The following is a 23,297-nucleotide window of genomic DNA, read 5'->3' as shown; positions in this document are numbered from 1 at the left end:
TAAGCACGCCGCCAGCGTTCATCCTGAGCCAGGATCAAACTCTCCGTTGAAGTAAAACAAATCAAACAGACACAACCACACCCACCGGAAATAACGGCGGGACGCGGCTGCACAAAATTCGAAACCAGCTGAAAACCAGACCACCACACACGGGGGTGCATGACAATCCGGCATAAATTTCAACCAATCAATAAAACAATCGGCATCAACAAACTTGGCACACTATTGAGTTCTCAAACAACAGACACACCCGGCACCAACCAGAACCCTCACAGGTCCCGGAATCGCTCCGGAGCAACTTTTCAAACTTACCCGATCAATCAGATCTTCGCAAATCAGCGTTTCCGCGATCTTCGATCCAATCTCCAGCCCCACCCGACGATGGCACGCTCAAAAGCGAACCATTTTTCAGGCTGTTATCAAGGGGGTCGGCCTCCGCGGTTCTCAGCTCCAGGCTGTCTCACTCGCGGCGACTCAGAAGACATTACACGCCCACCGCCCCGGGCACAAATCCACGTCTCCGCCACCCAAAACCCCGCAAACACAGGCCAACCAGCCCTACAGCACAGTCGATTCACCTTGAATCGACCGAAATCAAACCAAGTGAAGCCCATCACACCTTGATTGCGAACGCGAAGCCGGCCGGGATCTGAGGGGGCGACCACCCAAACGCGTACTGGAGTTGCCGCCGTCGAGGGACGTGAGAGAGCGAGGCGCCCAAACCCGAGGGACATGAGAGAGCGAGGCGCCCAAACCCGAGGGACGTGAGAGAGCGCCGGCCCCAAACCCGAGGGACGTGAGAGAGCGCCGGCCCCAAACCCGAGGGACGTGAGAGAGCGCCGGCCCCAAACCCGAGGGACATGAGAGAGCGTCGGAGGGGCACGCTTAAACACAAAAAGGGCCGGCAACCATAACGGTTGCCGACCCTTTCAGAGCTTCGTGATTACCAGGAAGACTTGGTGATGCCCGGGAGCTCACCACGGTGAGCCATGTCGCGGAAGCGAACACGGGAGATACCGAACTTCTGGAGCGTGCCACGGGGACGGCCGTCGATCTGGTCGCGGTTACGCAGACGGATCGGGGAGGCGTTGCGGGGCAGCTTCTGCAGGCCGAGGCGTGCAGCTTCGCGTGCTTCGTCAGTCGCGTTGGGGTCAACCAGGGTCTTCTTCAGTTCGAGACGCTTGGCAGCGTAACGCTCAACAATGACCTTGCGCTGCTCGTTGCGAGCAATCTTTGACTTCTTTGCCATGTGTTTAGCGCTCCTCTCGGAATTCGACGTGCTGGCGGATCTTGGGGTCGTACTTCTTCAGGACCAGACGGTCCGGATCGTTACGACGGTTCTTGCGGGTTACGTAGGTGTAACCGGTGCCCGCAGTGGACTTCAGCTTGATGATCGGACGTACGTCCTTGTCCTTTGCCATTAGAGCTTTACTCCTCGTGCCAGGATGTCAGCAACGACTGAGTCGATGCCGCGTACGTCGATTGTCTTGATGCCACGGGCTGACAGGGTCAGCGTGACGTTACGGCGCAGGGACGGAACCCAGTAGCGCTTCTTCTGAATGTTCGGGTCGAACCGACGCTTGTTGCGACGGTGCGAGTGCGAAATGCTGTGTCCAAAGCCCGGCTCGGCTCCGGTCACTTGGCAGTGTGCTGCCATGACTCTCCTCCAAAGATTGAATGTAACGGCGTGCAGATGTTCCTGCGTTACCGTGCGACAGGCAGCGTCCGCATCCGGGTCCAAACCATTTCGGTAGTTTCCGCAGCAAGTACGGCGAAGGAGGTTGGCCTCAGGGCCGGGCAGTGAAAATCACTGAGACAGATCCTGGGATACCGGGCGAATACAGGAATGCACGCAACTTGAGCCCCTAACTACCGGCCACCGGGACGTCAGTAAACCAACAGTCACCACTAACCGGAGCAATTGCACACGATCCGCACTACCTAGCGCCTAACTATTCTACGGGCCAAGGCAAATTAAGACCAATCAGGCATCATACGCCCACTAAAGCTCTTTCACAGCAGAACGAAAGGATGCTTGGCGAGTCTTAGGTCATGACCTCGTTACTGACCCCTGATACTCCGGTGGAAAGCAGTCCGGTTCCGGCGCGGCAAACGCCGCCAACCGGCGTCGAACGTTTCCGTCCGCAAGCCCGACGGCGGCTGGCCCGGGCCGATTTTCTCGGTGCACTGGGGTGGTTGTCCGGTGTAGTGGCGGTGGCACTGTGGCTGGCCGACGGCGGCGGCAGGGGCTTTGCTTCTTTTGCCGGGACCATGACTGCGCTGGGCATTGTGGCTGGCCTCATCGGCATGAACTTGGTCCTGCTGATGCTCTTGCTTGCGGCCAGAATTCCGTTCATCGACAACACAATCGGGCACGACCGCGCGCTCGAAATCCACAAGACATTGGGCAAGCCGGCGCTCTACTTGCTCTTGGCCCACGGTCTCTTCATAGCCATTGGATACGGGGCAGCGGAGGGACTGGACCCCATCAGTGAGTCGGTCTCCCTGTGGGTCAATGTGCCTGACATGTGGCTCGCTTTCGTGTCCATGGCACTGTTCATCGCCGTGGTGGTCACCTCGCTGGTGGCTGTTCGCCGCCGCTTTCCCTATGAGTTCTGGTACGCAATCCATGTGCTGACGTATGCGGCTGTTGCCACCGCGATCCCCCATCAGTTCAGCGTGGGTGGGCCGTTCGCCGAAGGTACCTGGCAACGTTGGTATTGGCTCGCGCTCTGCGTCGCGACGGGCGCAGCCCTCCTGTTTTACCGCGTGTATCAGCCGCTGGCCGCAAGCTCCCGGCATCAGCTCACCGTGAGCCGTGTGGTCCGGGTGGCACCGGACGTTTTCAGTATTGAAATGACGGGCCGGCACCTTGAACGGCTGGCCGGATCCGGCGGACGCTTCTTCTTCTGGAGGTTCCTCGCCGCCGGGCACTGGTGGCAGGCCCACCCGTTCAGCTTGTCCGCGGAACCGGCCATGTCAGCAGGTCCACAGTCAACAGGTCATGGATCGGCGAGCCAAGGCAAACTTCGCATCACGGTCCGGAACCTCGGCGACGGCTCAGCCCGCCTTGCCAGGATCAAGCCCGGCACCAAAGTGGCCATTGAAGGACCCTACGGAATGTTCGGTACGGCGGCCAGAACCCGCAACAAGGTGGTGATGATCGGCGCCGGCATCGGCATTACTCCGCTGCGGTCGCTCCTTGAATCCACACCGTTCGAACCCGGCCGGGCCACCGTCCTCATCCGCGGTCACGACGAGTCCGAGCTCTTCCTGGGGCAGGAAATCATGGCCTTGTGCCAGGCACGGGGCGCCACGCTCTTCCACCTGACCGGTCCTCGATCCAGCGGAAATCACACCTGGCTCCCCCAGTCGGCGGCGGCAGCCGGGTTCACGCTCAGCTCCTACGCACCGAACGTCGCCGACGCCGATGTTTACGTCTGCGGCCCAACTCCGTGGGCTGCCTCCGTCATCCGGGATGTGCAGTCCGCGGGCGTCCCGGCCGAACAACTCCACTACGAAAGGTTTGACTGGTGAGGATCAGAGCAGCAATGGCAACAGCCCTGGCATCTGCGGGCATCCTGCTGGCCGGCTGGCAATCCGGTTCGCACGTTGCCGAAACAGGCCCATCAACCACCACCAGCCTGAGCAGCAGTGCCACAACCGGCGGATCAGCTGCCGGTGGCACCACAGGTTCCGGCAGCACCGGTTCCGGCAGCACCGGCTCCAGCAGTTCAGGCACGAGCGGCGGCACCACCGGTTCCGGCGGCAGCTCGGCGTCGGGAAGCACGACGCCGGCAACGTACGACGGCGCGTCAGTCCAGACCCGCTTCGGTACAGTCCAGGTGCAAGTGACCATCCAGGACGGCAAAATCACGGAGGTCACACCGCTCCAGCTCACAGATGCCGAGCGGAAGTCCGCGCAGATCAGCAGCCGCGCAGCTCCGGTGTTGAGGTCCGAAGTGCTTCAGGCCCAGTCAGCCAAGGTCCAGACCATCGGTGGGGCAACAGTTACCAGCGACGCCTACCTCACCTCACTCCAGGCAGCCCTCGATGCAGCCAATTTCTAGCGGCCAACAGCTCCGTGCCCGAACATTCCGCAGCATGGGCACCGTAGTGAGCCTGACGGTGGCGAGCAGCATCTATGCTCAAACAGCCGTGGATGAACTCGAATCCGCCGTCGAGGTTGTTGAAGGTATTTTCGCGCATCTTGACCTGACGTTCAGCCTGTACCGGACAGGCTCGGAAGCGAGCCGGCTGGCGCGCGGGGAGATCACGCTGGCGTACACATCGGAGACCATGCAGGAACTCTACGCAGAGGCATCCGAATGGCGGTTGGCAACGGAAGGCGCCTTCACGGCAGAGCGTCCGGACGGCATCTTGGACCTTTCCGGGATCGTCAAGGCCCATGCGATGCGTGAGGCTGCGTTGTCGCTCCGCGCGCTTGGGCTGGGGAACTGGTGCCTGAACGCGGGAGGGGATGTGTTGGCGAGCGGGTCACCTGGGCCCACCGCTCATGAACCGTGGCTGGCCGGCGTCGTTGACCCCTTGGATCGCCGGTCATTGCTGGGGGCGTTCCCGTTGGCATCCATGAATGCTTTGGCCACGTCGGGTTCAGCCGAGCGGGGAGAACATATCTGGGCAATCGGGGGCGCACCACCGGAGTTTGCTCAGGTCTCGGTGGGGGCCAGCGACATCGTCACTGCCGATGTCCTTGCCACAGCCATCGTCGCTGGTGGCACCCGGACCTTGGACCAGGCCGTTGAAAAGTGGGGCGCGGACGTTTTGGCGGTACGCCGGGACGGCACCCTGCTGGCTACGCCGGAGTTCCGGAACGCAGCCTAGAGCGGCCGGATCAGCTCGGGGTACTTGGGGCTCAAACCGTCGCCGGAGGACACTCCCCGCACGCGGCGGGCAACCCACGGAGCCGCAGATTCCCGGAACCAGCGTGCGTTGGCTTTCAAAGCCTCTACACGATTCATCAGGCGAACCGGCGCCAGCTCGGGAACTTCGATCACATGCTGGTGCTCAAGGACATCCAGGACGCGCTTTGCCATGTTGACGTGACCGGCGGTGGACATGTGCATCCGGTCCTCACCCCAGAGCCGCCAGTCGTCGTATTCATCGAACCGCCAGTAGTCCACCAGCAGGGCACCATGGTTTTCCGCGATTTCGCGCACCAGCTCGTTGTAGATCGCCGTGCGTCCGCGCATCGCGCTGAAAACCTTGGAGCCTTTCGCGTCAAAGCCCGTGAAGAGGACCACGGTGGCGCCCGACGCACTCAACTTGGCAATGCCGGCGTCGTACTCCTCCAACAGCGAGTCAATGTCGATCTTGGGCCGCAGGATGTCGTTCGCGCCCGCATACAAGGTCACCAGCGTGGGCTTCATGGCCACGGCGGCATCAACCTGTTCAGCCATGATCTGCCGGAGCTTCTTGCCGCGAATGGCCAGGTTGGCGTAGCCAAAGTCCTCGTTGCTGTGGGCCAGCTGCCCGGCGACGACGTCGGCCCAGCCGCGAACACCGTTGGGGCGTGCGGGATCGTCATCTCCAACTCCCTCAGTGAAGGAGTCCCCCAGGGCAACATAACGGGCAGAAAAATCCATGCCGTCAGTCTGCCACTTCAGCGCTCGAGGCCACAAAGCACCCGATGTGAGGGTTAGGAGTCACGGAGGATCCAGTGGTTGTTGTCCAAGCGGGCCACGATTTTCTCGCCGATGCGGGCAAGATCCGCGACGTCGTCCGGGCTGAGCGAATCGAGCATCAGCGTCCGCACGGATTCCACATGTCCCGGGGCGAGGGACACGATGGTGGACATGCCGGCGTCGGTCAGGTGCGCTACGGTCACACGGGCGTCGCCGGGGTGAGCCTGCCGTTCCACCCAGCCGCGTTTCTGCAGTTTGGTGACCACGTGGGAAAGGCGCGACAAGGAGGCACTGGTGCGTGCGGCGAGCTCACTCATGGGGAGGTATCGGCCCTCTGTTTCGGAGAGCATAGCCAGGACGTTGTAGTCGAACAGGGACAGTTTTCCGGCGGATTGGAGCTGGGTGTCCAAGGCCGAGGGGAGCAAGGTGTTAATGCTCAGGAGGGCCAGCCAGGCACGGCGTTCGTCGGCGTTCAGCCAGCGGGGTTGAGTCATGAAACCATCTTAGGAGAATTAGCTACTTTCTTAGGTCCGGTCCCCGGCTCAGGCGATAGGCTGACGGCATGTTTGTCGTCTCATTGACCTACAAGGTTCCCGACGAAATTGTCGACTTCCACCGCCCGGGCCATATGGCCTGGCTGAAGGAAGCGTTCGACGCCGGGACTTTCCTTGCGTCCGGACGCAGGGTCCCAGCCACCGGCGGTGTTCTGCTCTCCAAGGTGGACAGGGCCACGCTCGATGCCTCGTTGGCCGAGGACCCCTTCTACAGCAATGGAGTGGCTGAGTTCGAGATCATCGAATTCACGGCCACCAGCGTGGCTGAGGGTTACGAGAACCTGCTCGACAGCTGAGGCGCCGGGGTTGTTGCTGTTGCGAGTGCCCTCGCGGTGCCCAGCCGCTCCGGCAGCACCACCGGCATGAGCTCCGGCCAGCGCGCTCCCAGGCGGTCCCCGCTCGAGACTCCGCGGAGCCGCCGCGCAAACCAAGGCCCGACGTCGCGCCTCAGCCAGGCGACGTCGTCGGCGATGTTTTCGGTGAGGGTCCGCGGACGTGGAGCTGCCAGCGTTGGCGATTGGAGCGTGTGCGGGGCCCTGAGGACCTCAAGGACTTTCTTGGCCATGTAGCTGTGGCCCGGAGTTGCCATGTGGAGGCGGTCAGGAGCCCACATGCGCGGATCCTGGAACTTCTCGAAACACCAATAATCCACCAGCAACGTCTGGTACTGCGCCGCAATCCGCCGGATGGCGCGGTTGTAAATTGCCGTGCGCAACTTGAGCGGTTCGAGCAACGGCGACAGGGGAACGTTGTAGCCGGTGAATAAGAGGACTGTGGCGCCACTGGCCTTGAGCCGCCTCACTGCTTCTTCGTAATCGCGCATGAGTTTGGCCATGTTGAGCCGTGCCATGAGGAGGTCGTTGCCGCCGGCGTAGAAACTGACCAGCGTGGGCTTCATGGCAAGGGCCGGCTCAATTTGTTCGTCGATGATGCGTTGAAGGCGCCGGCCCCGGATGGCCAAGTTGGCGTATTGGACGGTTGGATCGTGCCGTGCCAGTTCTTCGGCCACGCGGTCTGCCCAGCCCCGGCAGTTGTTGGGCAGCCGCAAATCGTTGTCGCCTACGCCCTCGGTGAAGGAATCACCGAGGGCCACAAACCTGGTCCGTTCCGTCATTTCAACGCCTCTTCCATGAGCTTCTTCAAACCGCCTTTGCGTGGCACCTTCACGGGCTCAGGCCAGCGGGGGCTCAACGTGTCGCCGAGAGTGACGCCCCGCAGTTTGCGCCCGAACAGCGGCACCACCCAGTCATTGACCCATCGGCGCTGCCGGCGTTCCCATTCGCGCACGGACATGCGGGTGGGCGGGCCCCATTCCTTCGGCGAGATCTTGTGGGGGACGTTGAGGTGGTCCAAGACTTGGGCGGCCAAGTACTTGTGGCCGGCCTTGGACATATGCAGCCGGTCAGGCGCCCACATCCGCGAGTCCTTATAAGCGTCGAAGCACCAGTAGTCCACCAGAACGGCCTCATATTTTCGGGCAATATGGCGGACTCTTTGGTTGTAGAGGGTGTTGCGCTTCTTGAACGGCTCCAGGACGGCCGAAACTTTCACGTCGAAGCCGGTGAACAGGACCAGAGTGGCCCCGGTTTCGCTCAGGCGCGCAACCAGCAACTCGTAATCATTGAGAAGCGCATCCATATCGGTGCCGAAGTCGAGGATGTCGTTGCCGCCGGCATACAGCGTGATGAGCGTCGGCTCCATTGCGAGGGCCGGCTCGAGTTGTTCATCAATGATGTGCCGGAGTCTTTTACTGCGAACGGCCAGGTTGGCGTACTCCCACCCCGGCTCGGCCTTAGCCAACTTCTCAGCCACCCTGTCCGCCCATCCGCGGACCCCGTTCGGCAGGACCTTGCTGGGGTCCCCCACGCCTTCGGTGAAGGAATCCCCGATGGCGACAAACCGCCGTCGAACATCACTTCGGTCCCCGAGTTCCTCCCGCACCCCAGCGACCCTACCCGCCCCCGGTTAAGCCCGAACCAACCCCAAGTGAACTCCCCAAACCCGAGGGAAGTGAGAGAGCGACCGCCCCAAGCACGAGGGAAGTGAGAGAGCGACCGCCCCAAGCACGAGGGAAGTGAGAGAGCGTCGGAAGGTGACGCGCGCACGGACGGTTGGCGGGTATCCGGCAGCGTGCGTCAAAGCGACGAAGGAGCAGCACGCCGAGGATGGCCGCCAAGCGGTCGCACGGCGCTTCGGCGGACTAACGGAAGGGGCTTAGCCCTCCGCCTTGCCTCGCCGCCAGTAGCCCATGAAGGCCACTTGCTTGCGATCGATGCCAACATCACGCACCAGGTACCGCCGCATTTCCTTGATGACGAACGCTTCACCGGCGATCCAGGCGTAGAACGGCAGGGCACCGGCCGGCAGCGTGGGGTTCTTGCTGGCTTCGATGGCTGCAGTGTCCATGCGCTGCGGGGTTTCCCAGAGGATTTCCTGGTCCACGTTGACGTCTTCCGGCTCGGGACCGGCTGCGGTCTCCGTGCCTTTGATGCCCACCCAGCCCGGCACGGGAACGGCCTTGGCGACGGCTTCCTTGAGGAGTTCGCCGTGGGGACGGGAGCGTCCGATCGCGGCACCGCGTGCAAGCCAGGTGATTTCGATATCGGCCGGGGTGACGATGTCCTGGAAGTCGCCGGCTTCGGGTACTTCGAGGAAGGCGTGGCCGGTCATGTCGGCGGGCATGCTTTCGAGGATGGCGCTGATGGCGGGGACTGCGGTTTCGTCGCCGGCCAGGAGCACGCGCTGGGCCAGGCCCGGGCGCCATTCGATGCCGCCGTAGGCTCCGGCAGTGGTGCACTGGGCTGCGCGGTTGTTGGGGCCGATGATGGTGAGGGCGTCTCCAGGTTTCGCGGCAAGAGCCCAGTTGGCTGCGGGTCCGCCGTGTCCGGCGTCGTCGAAGTGCATGACGAAGTCGATGTCGATCTCGGGATACACGGCGTCGAGGCGCTCGGAGCGGACGGTGTACGTGCGCATGTCACCGCGGACGGACGGGTCCATGGCCAACCATTCCTGGTACCACCCGGATTCTTCCATCTTGAAAACAGGCAGCGGAATGACGTTGCCGGATGCGTCGCGGGACGGGATCATCAGCTTCACGCGGAGGTCCAGGGTGTCTCCGGCAACGCCAAAGTCACGCAGGGAGTAGCCGCCAAAGGTGATGCGGCGGAAGCTGGGGCTGAGCTCCTGCACGGCCGTCACGGTGACGTCGAAGGCGAGGGTCATGGGCTCCACGGCGGCGCTTGCTTTTGCCTGGGTCGGTTGTGCACTCATGAGGCGATCTCCAGTTCGTTGGTTGAAGCGGGCTGTGCGTGGTGGCGTCCGATGGGGACGATGAGCGGGGTGCCTGAGATGGGGTCCGGAACCACACGGGATTCCAGGCCGAACACGTTGAAAACGAGTTCTTCCGTGACCACTCTGGGTGCTGGCCCTTCGGCCACGATGCACCCGCCTTTCATGGCAATGACGTGGTCCGCGTAGCGGGCTGCGAGGTTGAGGTCGTGGAGCACGATTGCCACTGTGGTGCCGCGGCTTCGGTTGAGGTCCGTGATCAGGTCCAGGACTTCCACTTGGTGTGCCAGGTCAAGGTAGGTGGTGGGTTCGTCGAGCAGCAGGACGTCGGTTTCCTGGGCGAGGGCCATGGCGATCCAGACTCGCTGGCGCTGCCCGCCGGACAGTTCGTCGATGCTGCGGTCAGCGAGTTCCAGCGTGGAGGTGGCGTCGAGCGCGCGCTGCACCGCGGCGTCGTCGGCGGCTGACCAGCTGCGGAAGAAGCCTTGGTGCGGGTAGCGGCCGCGGCCCACGAGGTCGCGCACGGTGATGCCGTCAGGGGCGGTGGGGTGCTGCGGGAGCAGGCCGAGAGTGCGCGCAAGTTCGCGGGCGGGCCGGGTGTGGATGTCCTTGCCGTCGAGGGTCACAGAGCCGCCGGCGGGTTTGAGCAGCCGGGACAAACCGCGCAGGAGCGTGGACTTGCCGCAGGCGTTGGCGCCCACGATCATGGTCACTTTACCTTCGGGGATCTCAGTGGTGAGTCCCTCCACTACCTTGCGTGCCTCGTACTGGAGCGTGAGGTCCTTGGCATTAAGGATGGCCATGTCAGGCCTCCTTTCGGTTCGACGTGACCAGCAGCCACAGGAGGAAGGGTGCGCCGAGGGCGCCGGTGATGACGCCCACCGGGAGGACGGTTCCGTCCAGGATGACGGGAGCGATGTTGGAAGCGAAGAAGTCGGCGAGCAGCACGATCAGGGCACCGGTGAGGGCCGACGCCGGGAGGCTGGGTTTGCGGACGATACGACGGGCGATGGGTCCGGCGAGGAAGGCGACGAAGGCTACCGGGCCGGCGGCGGCAGTTGCGACGGCGGCAAGCCCGACGGCGGTCAGCACCAGTCCCAGCCGGGCGGCGTTGACCTTGATGCCGAGGCCGGCGGCTGCGTCGTCTCCGAGTTCGAGGATGCGCAACGGACCGGCGAGGGCAATGACGGCGGGGATCAGGACCAGCAAGGACACTGCGAGGACACCTGCGCGGTCCCAGGTGGCGGAGTTCAGGGAGCCGTTGAGCCAGATCAGGGCATCCGCGGCGGTGCGGATATCCGCGCGGGTCATGAGGAAGTTGACCACTGCGTGCAGAGCAGCGGCGATGCCAACGCCGGCAAGGATGAGGCGGTTGCCTGCAGCGTTGCCGCGGCTGCCTCCGCCCGCGCCGGAACCACCGCGGGAGATCGCGTAGATGATGGCCGCAACGCCGAGCGCTCCACCGAGGGCAGCCCCGGAAACCACGGCTCCGGAAGCGCCGAAGATCACGATTGCCGTCACGGCAGCAGCGCTGGCGCCATAACTGATGCCGATAATGTCCGGGCTGGCCAGCGGATTGCGCAGCATGGTCTGGAACAGTGCGCCGGCCAGGCCGAAGGCGATGCCGATCATGGTTCCCACAACTGCTCTGGGCAGCTTGTGCTCCATCACGATGAAGCTCGCCCCGGGGATTTTCTCGCCGCCAGTTAGGTGGTTGATGACAATGGTGAAGAAGTCCGGGATGGTCACCGTGTAGCTGCCCAGGAGCACGTACACCGCGAACATGACCAGGAGCGCCAGCCCGAGGAAGAACGTGGGGCTCAGCACTCGCCGAAGGGACATTTGATGATGATGTTTGGGGGAAACATTGTCATTAAGTGCCAACTCGGTGGGGAGTTTGTGGACGGTGCTCACAGTCCGGCCCCCTTACCGTGTCGGATAAGCCAGACGAAGACGGGGGCACCAATGATTGCGGTCATGATGCCTGCGGGGACTTCACCGGGAAGCAAGATGACGCGGCCAACGATGTCGGCGATGATCAGCAGGATGGGGGCCGCCACCGCGGAGAACGGCAGGATCCAGCGGTAGTCCGGCCCCGTCAGCGAGCGGACAGCGTGCGGAATGACGAGGCCCAGGAAGGCGATCGGTCCGGCCACGGCAGTTGCGGAGCCACAGAGCAAGACGATCCCCAGACCGGTGATGCTGCGGGCCAGAGTGACGTTCTGGCCGAGGCCTCGGGCAATATCGTCGCCCAGGGCAAGGCTGTTCAGGATGCGGCCGCCGGCCAGGACAATCACGGCCCCGACGGCCAGGAACGGCAGCGCCGGCACCAGGACGGACCAGTCTCGCCCACCAATGGTGCCCACCTGCCAGAAGCGGAAACGGTCAAAGGTGTCTTGGCTTGAAACCAGGATGACGTTCATCAGGGAAAACAGGCCTGCGCTCAGGGCTGCACCTGCGAGGGCGAGCTTGACCGGCGTCGCGCCGTCCCGTCCCAGGGAAGCGACGGCATAAACCACGACGGCGGCCGCCGCAGCACCGAAGAAGGCGAACCAGATGTAGCCGGACAGCGAGCCGATGCCAAAAACGTAGATCCCGACGACCACTGCGAGAGCGGCACCGGCGTTGAGGCCCAGGATGCCCGGATCCGCAAGCGGGTTGCGGGCGACGCCTTGCATGGCTGCACCGGCCAGGCCCAGTGCGGCTCCGGCAAGCAAGCCCAGCACGGTGCGGGGAATCCGGGCGATGACCACAGCGTGGTTACCGTCTTCCGGATTGAAGTTGGTGAGTGCTTCCCACACGGTGTTGAGGGGAAGTCCGCGTGCGCCGATCGCCAAGGATGCGGCGCAGACTGCGGCGAGTACGACGACGGCCGCCAGCAGCCAAGCGGTGCGCTTGCCTGCCATGCTGCGGGAGACGGTTCCCCCTCCGGTTCCAGCAGCTTCAGGGGCGATGCCTCCCGGGCCAGCCGACACCAAAGTGCCGCTGCCCCGTCCCTGGACTGCCGTCGTCGTACTCAGTTTCATTGCAGTTACTTGCCCGCTGCGTCCGCGGCCTTACCCAGCTGCGGCAGGAACGTGTCCAGCGCCCACGGCAGGCTCAGCGGCGAAGAGGCGGAGATGGAGAGCGTCAGCGTCTGGTCCGAATCAGCAACCAGGGCGCCCTTCTTGATGGCCGGGATCTGACCAAGCAGCGGGTCAGCCTTGATGGCGTCAGCGGTGGTGGCGTCCGGAACCCAGGTGACGAAAACGTCGGATTCGAGCTCGTTGGCCTTTTCAGCAGACCACGGGATGAAGAATTCCGTGTTGCTCTTGGTGTTCTCAGTAACCACCGGGGCCAGCTTCATGCCGATTTCGGAAAGGAAGCGGGGGCGGTTGTCGATGGCCGTGTAAACGTTGGCGCCATCGCCCTTGGCGGGTTCAAGATTGCCGTAGATGAAGGTCTTGTCCTTGATCTGCGGGAACTTGGAAACCTTGTCCTTGACAGTGGTTTCGGTGTCCTCGATCAGCTTCTTGGCTTCGGCTTCCTTGCCCAGTGCCTTGCCGATCAGGGTGGTGCTTTCCTGCCACGGGGTGCCGTAGGCGAGCTCCGGCTGCGCCACAACGGGAGCGATTTCGGTGAGCTTCTTGTAGTCGGCCTCTTCAAGGCCGGAATAGGCGGCCAGGATAACGTCCGGGTTGAGCTTGGCGATCTCGGTGAAGTTGATGCCATCTGCCTCGGAGTACTGGACCGGAGCCTTGTCGGTGCCAAAGCCGGCGCCGAGCTTCTCCAGCGCTGCATCCTTCCAAGGAGTGGAGCCCTTGTCGTTGTTGCCCCACTCGTTCTTCGGGACACCCACGGGAACAACGCCCAGTGCGATCGCGACGTCGTCATTGACCCACGAGACGGTGACTACGCGCTTGGGCTGTTCCTTGATAGTGGTCTCACCAAAGACATTCTTGATGGTGACGGGGAAAGCTGATGATGCTGCCTGCTCAGAGGCCGGTGCGGACGTTGCCGGACCAGTGGAGCAGCCGGTGAGGGAAAGAGCGACGGCGGCCAGAGCGGCCGTCGCGGTTCCTGCTGTCTTCAGCAGGGCGCGGCGTGGGAGAAGGGATGCCACGGTACTCCTTAAGTAAGTGATGCGAACCTAAGTAAGGCTAGCCTAGCCTGCCGATAATTAAGAAACGTTTGCGTCACCTAATCCCCCTCACGAGCGGAATGGGATGTAGATCACACCCTCTCTCACATCCCAAGCCCTTCAGCCGGACCCTCTCTCACATCCCAAGCCCTTCAGCCGGACCCTCTCTCAGTGGACATCTGCCCGGAGTCTTGAAAGTATTGGCGGCAGCGGACTACCGCTTCTTACGGAATCGAACGAGGGGATGAGCGTGCGCACTGATTCAGCTGCTGCCGCCATGGTTGGCGAGGTGGCCGCATTGGCCTGCTTGGCACTCCCCCTCACGTCGGCATCTTCTTAGGCTCTTAGCCGCGCACCCCTTTTCCGGGTCTCTTTGCTGCGCCCGCTTTCTCAGATGACCGACGACCTCTGCCATTTCCCGCGCGCCCACATTCTGCGCACGGACGTCGACCATTTCCGAAAGAAGCTTTGCCATGCAGAAAATCACTGCCCAACAAATCCGTTCGTCTTTTATCAACGCCAGCAGGTCCGAGGCCGCCAAGGTCAACCTGCCCCGCGACTTCGAAACCCTCGACTGGGACAACCTGGAGTTCCTCGGTTGGCGTGACGAGAAAATGCCCCAACGCGGTTACCTTGTGGTTTCGCACCGGGGCAAGCTCACCGGGATCCTGCTCCGCGCTCCTGAAGGCGGCTCCGGGAAGCGGCGCGTGGTCCTCTGCGAACTCTGCCGCGATGTTTTCTCGAAGGACGATGTTTACCTGTGGGTCGCCAAGAAGGCCGGACAATCGGGCAAAGACGGGAACACCGTGGGGACCTTGATCTGCGCCGAGTTCGGCTGCAGCACCAACGTCCGCAAGGAGCCACCTGTCAACGAGATCAACCCGGACCCGGCCGTCGTCGTGGTCCGGAACATCGCAGGACTGGAGTCCAGGACCGAACAGTTCCTGGACCGGGTCAAGGCTAAGTAGCGTTCCCGAACCCGCCCAAGTAGGTAGCAGCACAGGCCGTTGTGGAGCGTCAGAACGGCTTTAACTGCTACCTACTTGGGTAGCGGGGCGAAAGGTGACCCTAGCGCAGGACGATGTCCACCGGGTTGGCCTCGGAACGCCACGCCCCCGGCTCGCCGGGTCCGGCAATCACCGGAGCCGTGAGCACTCCCGAGCGGTTGGTTCGCTTGTCGCGGAGGATTTCGGTGACGGATCCAAGGTGCCTCGAAAGGTCGATCACGTTTTCCGGAGCCGCGAGGAGCAATTGGAATCCGAATTCGTGAAGCGCCTTGATGCCGGCGCCCGCAAATTCCTCCGAAGCCAACACGAACGCCTCGTCCATCATCACGGTGCCGTAGGTGGTGAACCCTTGCTCGGCGATGCCCAACTGGTAGCTCAACGCCGCAGCCATGATGAACGCTGTGAATCGCTGGCGTTCACCACCGGACATGGAGCCGGTATCGGCATGCATGAAGACTTCGGTCTTCCGCTTGGCGGCTTTGCCGGTGCCGGCTTTATTCGACTTCGAAGCCACCTCGCGGTGTTCCTTGCACTGAATAAACAGGTGCCCGCGGACGTCCAGCACCTCAGCCCGCCAGCGCCGGTCCTCCGGCGTCTGCGATCCGAGTCGCTTCACCAGGGTTTCCAGCGATTTATAGCGCGCCGTGAGTTCGGCGTCGTCGTCGATTTCTGCTGGTGAACCAGCAGCAGCGCCGCGTGACGGCCGCGTGTGTTTCGCCTTGAGCGCGTTCTGGATCGCGTCCTTGAACTGTTTGGCCGTGGCCGGAAGCGTCTGTTTGATATCCAGTTCCAGGAAGCTGCCCTCATGGAAGTTGACTTGGGACAGGATGCCGTTGAGGGGCAGGATGCGGCTGGTGATGCTGCGGCGTTCCTCGTCCAGCAAGTGCAGGAGCGTGCTGAACGATTCGTGTGTCCGCTGGTTGAAGAACAGCCGGAACTCGGCCTCCTGGGCGGGCAAGCCATCGCTGACGATCGCGTGGTACCGGGATTCGAAGTCCCCGGCGGCGCCGATCGACGTGCCATGATCGGCGCTGATGGCACTTCCCCAGTCACGCACGAACGCTTCAAACATGCGGGTCAACCGCTCGGCGGTCGCCTGCCCGCGCGATTCCGCAGCATGCAGTTCGTCGAGCAACTTGTTGCGGACGCTGTTGGCCAGATTGTCGAGTTCGTAGAGTTCCGATACGTCGGCGGCGCCGTCGAAGTACGGCTCCAGCGCCGTAATAGTGGAAGCCGACGGCGGTGCTTGCTCCAGCTTCAGCCTCGCGGCATCGAGAAGGCCGTCCGCCGTGGTCATCTTGTGGTCCAGCGCCTTGTATTCGCTCTGGAGAACGGCGGCCGTACCTGTGGAGGACTGGTGCTTTTCCCGCACGGTTTCGATGCTGGCACGCAACGGCTCCAGGTCTGCCTGAGCCGCCAAAGCATCCGTCAGGCGCTGCTCGATCCTGGCAAGCTCATCCGCAGCGACGGCTGCGGACACTTGCTCCCAAGGCCGCTCATCTTCAGCAACCCGGCGCAGTGCCTCGAGCTGACGGGCCATTCCCTGGTGCGAATCCTCGCGGCTCTGGGCAAGTTCCGCAGCCTTCACGAGCTCGTTTTCCAGCTCGCCCACCCGCGCTGCAACCAGCTCGAGCTTTGAAGCGTTATCGAAACCGAGGACGTAATCCTGGCGGCTCGTGAAACGGTCGTCCTTCTCCACGGTGTGGCGGTTGCGCTTGACCACACCACCCAGGCTCAGGCCCTTGTCCATCGAAGCAAGCTCGTCCGGATCCTCGACGCACGGATACGCAAAGTCCAAGGCGATCCGCTCGCGAATCCATTCACCGGCGTCGGCGTTGGCGCCCGAGGTGAGGATGCTCAACTTCGTCAAGAGGTCGCCGTCGGACACGTCCTCCACAGCCAGGGCGCCCCCGGCGAGCGGCTTTGAGACATCAACGGCGCGAAGGGCGCCGCGGACGGTGTTGTCATTCAAATAACGGGTGACCGCCGCGAAGTGCTCGCCAGGAACCAGCAACGTGGTGGCGAGGTTACGCAGCGCGCGCTCGGCCGCCGGGCGCCACTGATCCTGCCCCTCGGCGAGATCGATCAGTTCGCCACCAAACGGCATCCGCTCTTCCGGAATGCCCGTGGCCGCCGCGATGGCGGCACGGTTTTCAATGCTCGACGGCGGCAGCAGGGACTTGCGGGACCGCAGGGACAGCAGCTCCTGCTGAGCCGCGGCAAGCTCGCGCTTCTTGGTTGCGTGGCCGTCGAAAGCCTCGAACCGAAGCTCCTTCAAAGCCTCCGAATCGTCCTTCAGCTCTGCTGAACGGGCTGCTGCCTGCTCGTGAGCCTGGTCCCACCCCTCGGCGGACCACTCAAGGTTCAGCCCGGCGTCGGCCAAAGCCTTCCTGGCCGAATCCTCCACCTGCTGCCGCAGCTTCAAGCCAACCTTCGCGTTCTCCAACGACTGCTCAATCGCCGAAATCGCGTTACCGCCGCGGTTGTTGTAATCCAGTTCAAGGTCGCGGAGTTCCTTGGACAAGCCGTCCCGCACCGTGCGCTCGGCGGCCAGCTCCTGGGCTTTGGACTGAGCCAATTCCTTGAACCGGGCCAGCGTCTTGGCGTGGACCGTGACCGCCAACTGCTGCTTGTATGCTTCAAACTCTTCGCCAGCCAACTCCCGGAGACGGTTCGCGTCCAGCAATGCCTGCGCGTACTCCTTGTTCAGCCCCGGAACCGGAGCCAACTGGTCGCGCTGTTGCCGCACGTCCTCCAACCGCTGCCGGATGGACATCAGGTTGCTGAACTCTTCCACCACGTCATCCGCGGCAGCCAACGTGGCCGGAGCATCAAGCACCTGGTCGCGGAAGAACGTGTTCACGCTGCCGCCCAAGCCCTTGCCGGCCTGGATCACGCGAAGCAGCGGAAGCGCCTGGTCCGAGTTGATGCCCAGCAGCCGCCGGAAGCGTTCGGCGAACGCCTTATGCACATCAAAGACCTGGCCCTCAGGGAAGATCGACTCCAGCGCACCCTTGGTAAAGCGCTTCTGGGCAATGCCCTCGATCGCTTCAAGGTCCAACGGTTTGCTGTCGATCACGTAAAAACGCCCGACACTGGACTCCGTGCCGTTTTTCGGCAGGTCGAACAGCGCCGAAACCGTCACCTTCGTGCCAGCCGCGTTATCAAACGTCAGCGCGACGGCGGACCATGTGGCACCAGGGCGTTGGAAGGCACTGGCCGAACTATCGCCCACCGCCTTATCACCCACTTTGCCGCGCATGTAGGTGAACGTGGTCCTCTTGTCCTCCACAGCGCCGCCGGACCGCTGGGCAGCAGCCTCGTTCGATCGCGGACGGGCATCAAAAACGCGGAGCATCGCATCAAAGAGCGTTGACTTGCCCACGCCCGAGTTACCCGTGAGGAGGGTGCCCTTGCGGTCCACATGCATGGTGTGGGCGCCGTGGAACGTGCCCCAGTTGACCACCTGCACCAACGCCAATCGCATCTGGCCCGGGTTCGTCAGCTCGCCGAGCGGGAGCATGCTTGCGATGGTCACTTTGTGATCCCTTCAGCGTTGGTTCCGTCCGCTGCGGGGGCGGCATCGGCGTCGTCATCGCCATCTTCCCGACTGGAGTCGGAGTCCAGGTCCAGGAGGGGTTCTGTTCCTGATTCGTCGGCTGCTACTGCTATCAGGGCCTCTATTTGGGCCGGGATGTCTCCGATGTTTTCAAACGGGAGGGCCAGGGGGAGGGCGTTGCTGATGGTGTACGTGTCATCCAACGGTGTGGGGAGGATGAGTTGGCGGGCCAGGAGTTTGGTGATGGTGCGGGTGACTACATCAGAATCGCGCAGGGCATCTTGCTGGCCGGCGGGTGTGTAGTTGGCAACGAGGTCCGAGATCTCTTCGCGGGTGATGGTGGGGTCCGTTTGGGCTGTGACATGGCGGTCCAGAAGGAGGCGCAGGCGCAGCAGGACGATGGTTTCCACTCGGCTCAGGGCCCGCTGCGGACGCAGGATGCTGGAGCGGGAGCTCGCGCCGATGACTTCCGGATCGACGGGCCGGAGGACCGCGATTTTGCGGTCGTGATCGAGCTGCAGGGTGAGGAACAGCTCGGAGAGGCGGCTGCGAAGGATCAGCTGGTTGTCCAGCAGCGTAGTCCAAAGTTTCTCGTCGCGGCCCCCGTCAATGTACGGGCCTTTCAGCAGCTTCACCAAAGCATGGCGGACCTTCATGGGAATCACTCCGGTGTCGCCCGGGAACAACGCCGCGCCATCCACGAAGGTATCCCGCGGAGTCACCCGGAACGGGTCAGCGTGGCTGACGTCAGCAGCCGGCTCAGCCTCGGGTTCGGGGGCTTCCACCTCAACGCCGTCTTCGGTCATCTCTTCGTCGACGCCGCCCGCGTCAGTGACGCCGCCCGCGTCAGTGACGCCGCCCGCGTCAGTGACGCCGTCCGCGTCGGTGACGTCCGTCGTCGTAATTTCTTCAGTCATCAGAATCCTCATTCAGCGTGACGACAGGCAGGTACGCCGTGCGGATGCTGCCGTCGATTTGTTCGAAGTCGATGTGTTCCCAGGCAGCCCTGTCGAAGGCAGCGCCCGACTGAAGCGCCATGGACAACAGGGTGCGCACGGTGTTGATGTGACGTTCTTCAGCGGGCAGGTTTTCCCATGCGTCGCCCAGAGTGGATGCACCGGCCATGGCTGTCCGGATGACAGCGGGCTTGGCCTTTCCGGTGCGTGCCGACCGTACACGGTCCGAGTCGCTGAAGGCGATGGGATCGGCCAGGCGCGGGGGTGTTGCAAATTCGTCGGGATCGAAGAGTTTGACCATGGCCAACGACTCAAACCCGGCGTTGAACAGGACCGGTCCGCGCACCAGGCTTGGGCGGTCGCGTTCGTACGGCAAGGACCGGATGGCTTGCTCCGCCTCGGCCAGCACCTTACGCAGGCTGACGGACTGCCTGACGTCGTCGCTCTGGATGTAAGTGTTCAGGCTTTCGGAGAGCTTGCCGTAGATCCGCTGGATGTGGCTGTGCTGTGTGCGCAGTTCTGCCACCAGGTTTTTCAGCGTTTCGCGGTCCTCGTGCGAGAGGTCGTCAGCGAATTGTCGGCTTAGCACCTCGCCGATCGCCGAACGGAACCGCAGCTGCTGCTGCGGATCCTCGAGGAAGGCCGTGAAGGAGCGGAAGGTGCGGCCTTCCGGGCTTTGCCGCAGGCGTTTGTCGGCTTCCAAAACCTGGGCCATGGTGGCGCCCTTGCTCAGAGATTCCTCGATGATCTGGTTGCGGAGCTCGCCTACCAGTTCTTCGATCCGGTCACGCATCTTTTTGTAGTCGGCTGGCAGGCTGGCCGCGAGGTCCAGGATGTTGCCGGCCGCTTCAACTGCTTCCTCATCGTCCAAAAGCCCATCGAACTCCCCGGAGCTGATGTCTTCCACCAGCTGCTGGCGCTCGTGGATTTCCTCTTCAAGGGCTTCCAAGCGCGCGCTCTGGTCAGGGTTGGTCTCGTTGGCGAGTTTCTCAACATCGCCCAACAATGTGCCGAGCCGCGAACCGTTCAGCGTGGAACGCTCACTGGAAAGACTGTCCAGGAACGCCAGAACGCGTGCAGCCGGCTCGGTGACTTCGTAGACGATCTGGCCGGACTGGTTACGACGCGTCAGGAACTGCTTGCGGGTCCATTCGTCGCCGAAGAGTTTGCCGTTTTGCTGGCCGCCGAGCGCCGGATCCTGGCGGCGGAGCTGCTCCAGGAAAGCGTCGACGTCGGCATGGAGCTCTTCGAGCGGAAGCTGCGGCCGGGTGCGGGTAAAGGAGGCCTGCAGCACGGCGATCACCCACGGAGCCGACCGTGTCAGAGCCCACGCAGGGCCTTTGGTCAGCTGTTCGAGGTCACGGAGCCGCGCGCCAATGGCGTCGGCGGAGGACATGGCTGAACGGGACAACTACTCTCCTTCAGCTGCTGCGAAACCTGGCTGGCAGCGAAAACTGCCCCGTACAAGGTTAACGCAGAGCGTCGCCTGGGCGACCGACGGGCGGAAGCGCCGCGGCTGAGCGCGCCTTGAGCACCGCCGTCGAGCCCGTCCGAGCGCGCCCCGCCGCAACCATTCCGTAACCTACCGCCCGGTATGATTTCGATCCCATATCAACGCTGTCCCTACGCGTTTCTGCACTGGCCGGAAACCACAGCCGCCCCTAGTGTCAGAGCATCGACGCAGCCACGCCGCGTCAACCCACGCACCGTCGCCCCGGGGGGAACCATGAATTTCGACTTCTCTGCGCTCGATACAGCCACTTACGTATTCATTGGAACACTGGTCTTCGCTGCAATTCTGGTGGCATTCATTGCCGCCGCAGCACTGGCAACAATCATTCTTATTGGAGCCATGGGCTTGGTCTGGTACACCGCCAAAGGTGTTCTGGGCGGCCTTGTCCACGGCATTAACTTCGCGTGGGACCGCCTGGTCCACCACGCAGGACAGGTGGAAATCCCGGCCGAATTCCAGCCTCAGATTTCCCCTAGCACGGGTAGCTACTCGCGGGTAGCATTGAGGGACAGCTGAAGGGTTCCCACCCAAGGCGGACCCTGGCTCCATCCGGCACAACCGGCTAGAGGAGTTCTCCCATGACGTCCGCCACTGACAACAGTCTCGCTGCCGCCAGCGTCAATGCCACCGCAGAAGAAGCCCGCGCCGTCGCTGAGGCCGCCCGCGAAACTGAATGGAACCGGCCAAGCTTCGCCAAAGGCCTTTACCTGGGCAGTTTCGACCTCAGCCTGATCCACCCGTGGCCACAAGCCAAAACCGAGGATGTTGAGCGCGGCGAAGAGTTCATGGCCCGCTTGCTGGTGTTCGCCAAGACCATGTCCGGCCGCGTGATTGAACGCGACGCCAGGATTCCCGACGAATACCTTAAAGGGCTCGCCGACCTCGGTGTTTTCGGCATGAAAATTCCTCGCGAATACGGCGGCCTGGGCCTGTCCCTGGTTTACTACGGCCGCGCGCTTGCCCTGCTGGGATCGGTCCACCCGAGCCTCGGTGCCCTGATTTCCGCCCACCAGTCCATCGGCGTTCCCGAGCCCGTCAAGGAATTCGGCACGCCAGAGCAGAAACACGAATACTTGCCGCGTTGCGCCGCCGGCGCGATTACCGCCTTCCTGCTGACAGAACCCGACGTCGGCAGCGACCCTGCGCGCATGGGCGCCACTGCCGTACCGTCCGACGACGGCGACTCCTACCTTTTAGACGGCGTGAAACTGTGGACCACCAACGGTGTGATCGCCGAACTGGTAGTGGTCATGGCAAGGGTTCCTTCCCATACCGACGCTGACGGGACCGAACACAAGGGTGGCATCTCCGCTTTTGTGGTGGAGATGAATTCCCCCGGCATCACGGTGGAGAACCGCAACGCCTTCATGGGCCTGCGCGGGATTGAGAACGGCGTGACCCGTTTCCACCAGGTACGGGTGCCCGCGGCCAACCGGCTGGGCCGCGAGGGCCAAGGACTCAAAATCGCCCTCACCACCCTCAACACGGGGCGGCTCTCCATCCCGGGCCTGTGCGTGGCCGCCGGCAAGTGGAGCCTGAAGATCTCCCGAGAATGGTCCAACGCGAGGACGCAATGGGGCCGTCCGGTGGGCAAACACGAAGCCGTGGGCAAGAAGATCGCGTTCATCGCCGCCACCACGTTTGCGCTGGAGGCCGTCTTTGAACTGTCCGCCGAGATGGCCGACGCCGGGCTGAAGGACATCCGCATCGAAGCTGCGCTTGCCAAGCTGTGGTCCACGGAACTGAGCTGCCGGATCGCCGACGAACTTGTCCAAATCCGTGGAGGCCGGGGCTTCGAGACTGCAGATTCCCTGGAAGCCCGGGGCGAACGGGCAGTACCGGCCGAGCAACTTCTCCGGGACCTCCGCATCAACCGGATCTTCGAGGGCTCCAGCGAGATCATGAAACTCCTGATTGCCCGGGAGGCCGTGGATGCCCACCTTGCCGCCGCGGGCGACCTCGCCTCAGCGGACGCGAGCCTGCAGGATAAGGCGAGGGCCGCCGTCGGGGCCTCTGGCTTCTACGCCCGCTGGTTGCCCAAACTGGTGGCCGGCGCGGGCATGGATCCGCGTTCCTACGCGGAATTCGGCCGTTTGGCCAAGCAGCTGCGGTTCGTTGAACGCTCGTCGCGGCGGCTGGCCCGGCAGACGTTCTACGGCATGGGGCGGTGGCAAGCGAAGCTCGAGCACAAGCAGGCCTTCCTCGGCAGGATTGTGGACATTGGGGCAGAGCTGTTCGCCATGGCAGCGTGCTGCTCGCGGGCCGAAATGCTGCTCCGCACCCATCCCGAACAAGGCGCGGCCGCCTTCGAGCTCGCCGAAGCGTTCTGTGAGCAGGCACGCGTGCGGGTGGACGAATACTTCGACCAACTGTGGAGGAATACCGACGACGGCGATCACCACCTTTCGCGGAAGGTCCTGGCCGGTGACTACGCCTGGCTGGAGGCCGGAGTGCTGGATCAATCCGAAGGCACCGGCCCATGGATCGGCGATGCCTCCCCCGGCGCTTCAACCAAGGAGAACCTGCACCGCAGCTACCGGTGAGGGCTTCCGCTGCGTTCCCTCCCGGTTAGTCCCGAGAACAACGTGAGGACCACACGTGTGTCAGCGGAACTTCCTTAATCGCGGCCGGAAAGTTGGAGGCAAGTGGGAAGGA

At 63.1% G+C, this 23,297-nt stretch carries 22 protein-coding genes; 7 read left to right on the top strand and 15 right to left on the bottom strand.

Annotation, left to right across the window (positions count from 1 at the left end; translation table 11 throughout):
• Nucleotides 1-943: 943 nt before the first annotated feature.
• Genes rpsN through rpmB form a run of 3 tightly spaced genes read right to left on the bottom strand, consistent with a single transcriptional unit; the run spans nt 944 to nt 1,657 of the window.
• Nucleotides 944-1,249 carry a 30S ribosomal protein S14 gene (gene rpsN, locus ACIQH5_RS07905; RefSeq protein WP_011776360.1) on the bottom strand — a complete coding sequence of 102 codons (306 nt, stop codon included), beginning with the start codon at nt 1,247-1,249 and terminating at the stop codon, nt 944-946.
• Between the two features lie 4 nt (nt 1,250-1,253).
• On the bottom strand, nt 1,254-1,421 hold the full coding sequence (gene rpmG / locus ACIQH5_RS07900; RefSeq protein ID WP_003798558.1) for a 50S ribosomal protein L33: 168 nt from the start codon (nt 1,419-1,421) through the stop codon (nt 1,254-1,256).
• On the bottom strand, nt 1,421-1,657 hold the full coding sequence (gene rpmB, locus ACIQH5_RS07895) for a 50S ribosomal protein L28 (protein ID WP_011776361.1): 237 nt from the start codon (nt 1,655-1,657) through the stop codon (nt 1,421-1,423). The genes rpmG and rpmB overlap by 1 nt, the downstream gene beginning before the upstream one ends.
• Before the next feature lie 395 nt (nt 1,658-2,052).
• Here rpmB and ACIQH5_RS07890 point away from each other — a divergent pair, with 395 nt between their 5' ends.
• The 3 genes from ACIQH5_RS07890 to ACIQH5_RS07880 are packed head-to-tail and all read left to right on the top strand — an operon-like array spanning nt 2,053 to nt 4,845.
• Nucleotides 2,053-3,537, top strand: coding sequence for a ferric reductase-like transmembrane domain-containing protein (locus tag ACIQH5_RS07890; protein WP_400401852.1), 1,485 nt, complete (start codon nt 2,053-2,055; stop codon nt 3,535-3,537).
• 14 nt (nt 3,538-3,551) lie between these two features.
• Complete coding sequence (locus ACIQH5_RS07885; protein WP_400401849.1) at nt 3,552-4,070, top strand: FMN-binding protein; 519 nt, start codon at nt 3,552-3,554, stop codon at nt 4,068-4,070.
• A 34-nt stretch (nt 4,071-4,104) separates the two neighbouring features.
• Complete coding sequence (locus tag ACIQH5_RS07880; RefSeq protein ID WP_400401847.1) at nt 4,105-4,845, top strand: FAD:protein FMN transferase; 741 nt, start codon at nt 4,105-4,107, stop codon at nt 4,843-4,845.
• On the opposite strand, the gene ACIQH5_RS07875 is transcribed toward ACIQH5_RS07880, so the two are convergent.
• Entirely contained in the window at nt 4,842-5,606 is a 765-nt protein-coding gene (locus ACIQH5_RS07875; RefSeq protein ID WP_062072814.1) for an SGNH/GDSL hydrolase family protein, read from the bottom strand. The two genes, ACIQH5_RS07880 and ACIQH5_RS07875, sit on opposite strands and share 4 nt — an antisense overlap.
• A 53-nt stretch (nt 5,607-5,659) precedes the next feature.
• Nucleotides 5,660-6,139 (bottom strand): MarR family winged helix-turn-helix transcriptional regulator, encoded by a 480-nt coding sequence (locus ACIQH5_RS07870; protein WP_017198795.1) that lies wholly within the window; start codon nt 6,137-6,139, stop codon nt 5,660-5,662.
• Nucleotides 6,140-6,207: 68 nt separating this feature from the next.
• Between ACIQH5_RS07870 and ACIQH5_RS07865 the strand changes: the two genes are divergently transcribed.
• Nucleotides 6,208-6,495 (top strand): YciI family protein, encoded by a 288-nt coding sequence (locus ACIQH5_RS07865; RefSeq protein ID WP_062072810.1) that lies wholly within the window; start codon nt 6,208-6,210, stop codon nt 6,493-6,495.
• On the opposite strand, the gene ACIQH5_RS07860 is transcribed toward ACIQH5_RS07865, so the two are convergent.
• The 7 genes from ACIQH5_RS07860 to ACIQH5_RS07830 all read right to left on the bottom strand — a co-directional run bounded on the left by ACIQH5_RS07860 (nt 6,471) and on the right by ACIQH5_RS07830 (nt 13,589).
• Nucleotides 6,471-7,313, bottom strand: coding sequence for an SGNH/GDSL hydrolase family protein (locus tag ACIQH5_RS07860; protein ID WP_400401842.1), 843 nt, complete (start codon nt 7,311-7,313; stop codon nt 6,471-6,473). The genes ACIQH5_RS07865 and ACIQH5_RS07860 overlap by 25 nt on opposite strands.
• Nucleotides 7,310-8,140: an SGNH/GDSL hydrolase family protein gene (locus tag ACIQH5_RS07855; RefSeq protein ID WP_400401839.1), complete on the bottom strand. Its 831-nt coding sequence runs from the start codon at nt 8,138-8,140 to the stop codon at nt 7,310-7,312. Before ACIQH5_RS07855 ends, ACIQH5_RS07860 begins: the two co-directional genes overlap by 4 nt.
• 273 nt (nt 8,141-8,413) lie before the next feature.
• A complete protein-coding gene (locus tag ACIQH5_RS07850) occupies nt 8,414-9,469 on the bottom strand; it encodes a siderophore-interacting protein (RefSeq protein WP_062072804.1) in 1,056 nt (351 codons plus the stop codon).
• A complete protein-coding gene (locus ACIQH5_RS07845; RefSeq protein ID WP_024818436.1) occupies nt 9,466-10,290 on the bottom strand; it encodes an ABC transporter ATP-binding protein in 825 nt (274 codons plus the stop codon). The genes ACIQH5_RS07850 and ACIQH5_RS07845 overlap by 4 nt, the downstream gene beginning before the upstream one ends.
• Nucleotide 10,291: 1 nt before the next feature.
• The gene (locus ACIQH5_RS07840; protein ID WP_400401836.1) at nt 10,292-11,401 is read right to left on the bottom strand and encodes a FecCD family ABC transporter permease; all 1,110 of its coding nucleotides are present in this window, start codon (nt 11,399-11,401) and stop codon (nt 10,292-10,294) included.
• Nucleotides 11,398-12,513, bottom strand: a complete 1,116-nt coding sequence (locus ACIQH5_RS07835) for a FecCD family ABC transporter permease (protein WP_400401833.1) — start codon at nt 12,511-12,513, stop codon at nt 11,398-11,400. Before ACIQH5_RS07835 ends, ACIQH5_RS07840 begins: the two co-directional genes overlap by 4 nt.
• A gap of 5 nt (nt 12,514-12,518) precedes the next feature.
• Nucleotides 12,519-13,589, bottom strand: coding sequence for an iron-siderophore ABC transporter substrate-binding protein (locus ACIQH5_RS07830; RefSeq protein ID WP_400401830.1), 1,071 nt, complete (start codon nt 13,587-13,589; stop codon nt 12,519-12,521).
• A 491-nt stretch (nt 13,590-14,080) separates the two neighbouring features.
• On the opposite strand from ACIQH5_RS07830, the gene ACIQH5_RS07825 reads away from it, so the two are divergent.
• Nucleotides 14,081-14,575, top strand: coding sequence for an FBP domain-containing protein (locus ACIQH5_RS07825; RefSeq protein ID WP_400401827.1), 495 nt, complete (start codon nt 14,081-14,083; stop codon nt 14,573-14,575).
• Nucleotides 14,576-14,675: 100 nt separating this feature from the next.
• Here ACIQH5_RS07825 and ACIQH5_RS07820 read toward each other — a convergent pair whose 3' ends face one another.
• Genes ACIQH5_RS07820 through ACIQH5_RS07810 form a run of 3 tightly spaced genes read right to left on the bottom strand, consistent with a single transcriptional unit; the run spans nt 14,676 to nt 20,540 of the window.
• The gene (locus ACIQH5_RS07820) at nt 14,676-18,152 is read right to left on the bottom strand and encodes an ATP-binding protein (protein ID WP_400401824.1); all 3,477 of its coding nucleotides are present in this window, start codon (nt 18,150-18,152) and stop codon (nt 14,676-14,678) included.
• On the bottom strand, nt 18,149-19,090 hold the full coding sequence (locus ACIQH5_RS07815) for a DUF4194 domain-containing protein (RefSeq protein ID WP_400401822.1): 942 nt from the start codon (nt 19,088-19,090) through the stop codon (nt 18,149-18,151). The genes ACIQH5_RS07820 and ACIQH5_RS07815 overlap by 4 nt, the downstream gene beginning before the upstream one ends.
• Entirely contained in the window at nt 19,083-20,540 is a 1,458-nt protein-coding gene (locus tag ACIQH5_RS07810) for a DUF3375 family protein (protein ID WP_400401819.1), read from the bottom strand. The genes ACIQH5_RS07815 and ACIQH5_RS07810 overlap by 8 nt, the downstream gene beginning before the upstream one ends.
• A gap of 315 nt (nt 20,541-20,855) precedes the next feature.
• On the opposite strand from ACIQH5_RS07810, the gene ACIQH5_RS07805 reads away from it, so the two are divergent.
• Complete coding sequence (locus tag ACIQH5_RS07805; RefSeq protein WP_024818444.1) at nt 20,856-21,158, top strand: hypothetical protein; 303 nt, start codon at nt 20,856-20,858, stop codon at nt 21,156-21,158.
• Nucleotides 21,159-21,220: 62 nt separating this feature from the next.
• The gene (locus tag ACIQH5_RS07800) at nt 21,221-23,185 is read left to right on the top strand and encodes an acyl-CoA dehydrogenase family protein (protein WP_400401815.1); all 1,965 of its coding nucleotides are present in this window, start codon (nt 21,221-21,223) and stop codon (nt 23,183-23,185) included.
• The last annotated feature ends 112 nt before the right edge of the window (nt 23,186-23,297 follow it).

This window comes from Paenarthrobacter sp. NPDC091711 (assembly GCF_044756605.1).
Taxonomy (GTDB): Bacteria; Actinomycetota; Actinomycetes; order Actinomycetales; family Micrococcaceae; genus Arthrobacter.
Note: the sequence above shows the minus strand (reverse complement) of the source record. Positions and strands in the feature narration are given on the sequence as shown.

Excerpts from the sequence above, each read along its gene's own strand:
- rpsN (WP_011776360.1), bottom strand. The coding sequence starts at position 1,249 with ATGGCAAAGAAGTCAAAGATTGCTCGCAACGAGCAGCGCAAGGTCATT.
- rpmG (WP_003798558.1), bottom strand. The coding sequence starts at position 1,421 with ATGGCAAAGGACAAGGACGTACGTCCGATCATCAAGCTGAAGTCCACT.
- rpmB (WP_011776361.1), bottom strand. The coding sequence starts at position 1,657 with ATGGCAGCACACTGCCAAGTGACCGGAGCCGAGCCGGGCTTTGGACAC.
- ACIQH5_RS07890 (WP_400401852.1), top strand. The coding sequence starts at position 2,053 with ATGACCTCGTTACTGACCCCTGATACTCCGGTGGAAAGCAGTCCGGTT.
- ACIQH5_RS07885 (WP_400401849.1), top strand. The coding sequence starts at position 3,552 with ATGGCAACAGCCCTGGCATCTGCGGGCATCCTGCTGGCCGGCTGGCAA.
- ACIQH5_RS07880 (WP_400401847.1), top strand. The coding sequence starts at position 4,105 with ATGGGCACCGTAGTGAGCCTGACGGTGGCGAGCAGCATCTATGCTCAA.
- ACIQH5_RS07875 (WP_062072814.1), bottom strand. The coding sequence starts at position 5,606 with ATGGATTTTTCTGCCCGTTATGTTGCCCTGGGGGACTCCTTCACTGAG.
- ACIQH5_RS07870 (WP_017198795.1), bottom strand. The coding sequence starts at position 6,139 with ATGACTCAACCCCGCTGGCTGAACGCCGACGAACGCCGTGCCTGGCTG.
- ACIQH5_RS07865 (WP_062072810.1), top strand. The coding sequence starts at position 6,208 with ATGTTTGTCGTCTCATTGACCTACAAGGTTCCCGACGAAATTGTCGAC.
- ACIQH5_RS07860 (WP_400401842.1), bottom strand. The coding sequence starts at position 7,313 with ATGACGGAACGGACCAGGTTTGTGGCCCTCGGTGATTCCTTCACCGAG.
- ACIQH5_RS07850 (WP_062072804.1), bottom strand. The coding sequence starts at position 9,469 with ATGAGTGCACAACCGACCCAGGCAAAAGCAAGCGCCGCCGTGGAGCCC.
- ACIQH5_RS07845 (WP_024818436.1), bottom strand. The coding sequence starts at position 10,290 with ATGGCCATCCTTAATGCCAAGGACCTCACGCTCCAGTACGAGGCACGC.
- ACIQH5_RS07835 (WP_400401833.1), bottom strand. The coding sequence starts at position 12,513 with ATGAAACTGAGTACGACGACGGCAGTCCAGGGACGGGGCAGCGGCACT.
- ACIQH5_RS07825 (WP_400401827.1), top strand. The coding sequence starts at position 14,081 with ATGCAGAAAATCACTGCCCAACAAATCCGTTCGTCTTTTATCAACGCC.
- ACIQH5_RS07815 (WP_400401822.1), bottom strand. The coding sequence starts at position 19,090 with ATGACTGAAGAAATTACGACGACGGACGTCACCGACGCGGACGGCGTC.
- ACIQH5_RS07805 (WP_024818444.1), top strand. The coding sequence starts at position 20,856 with ATGAATTTCGACTTCTCTGCGCTCGATACAGCCACTTACGTATTCATT.
- ACIQH5_RS07800 (WP_400401815.1), top strand. The coding sequence starts at position 21,221 with ATGACGTCCGCCACTGACAACAGTCTCGCTGCCGCCAGCGTCAATGCC.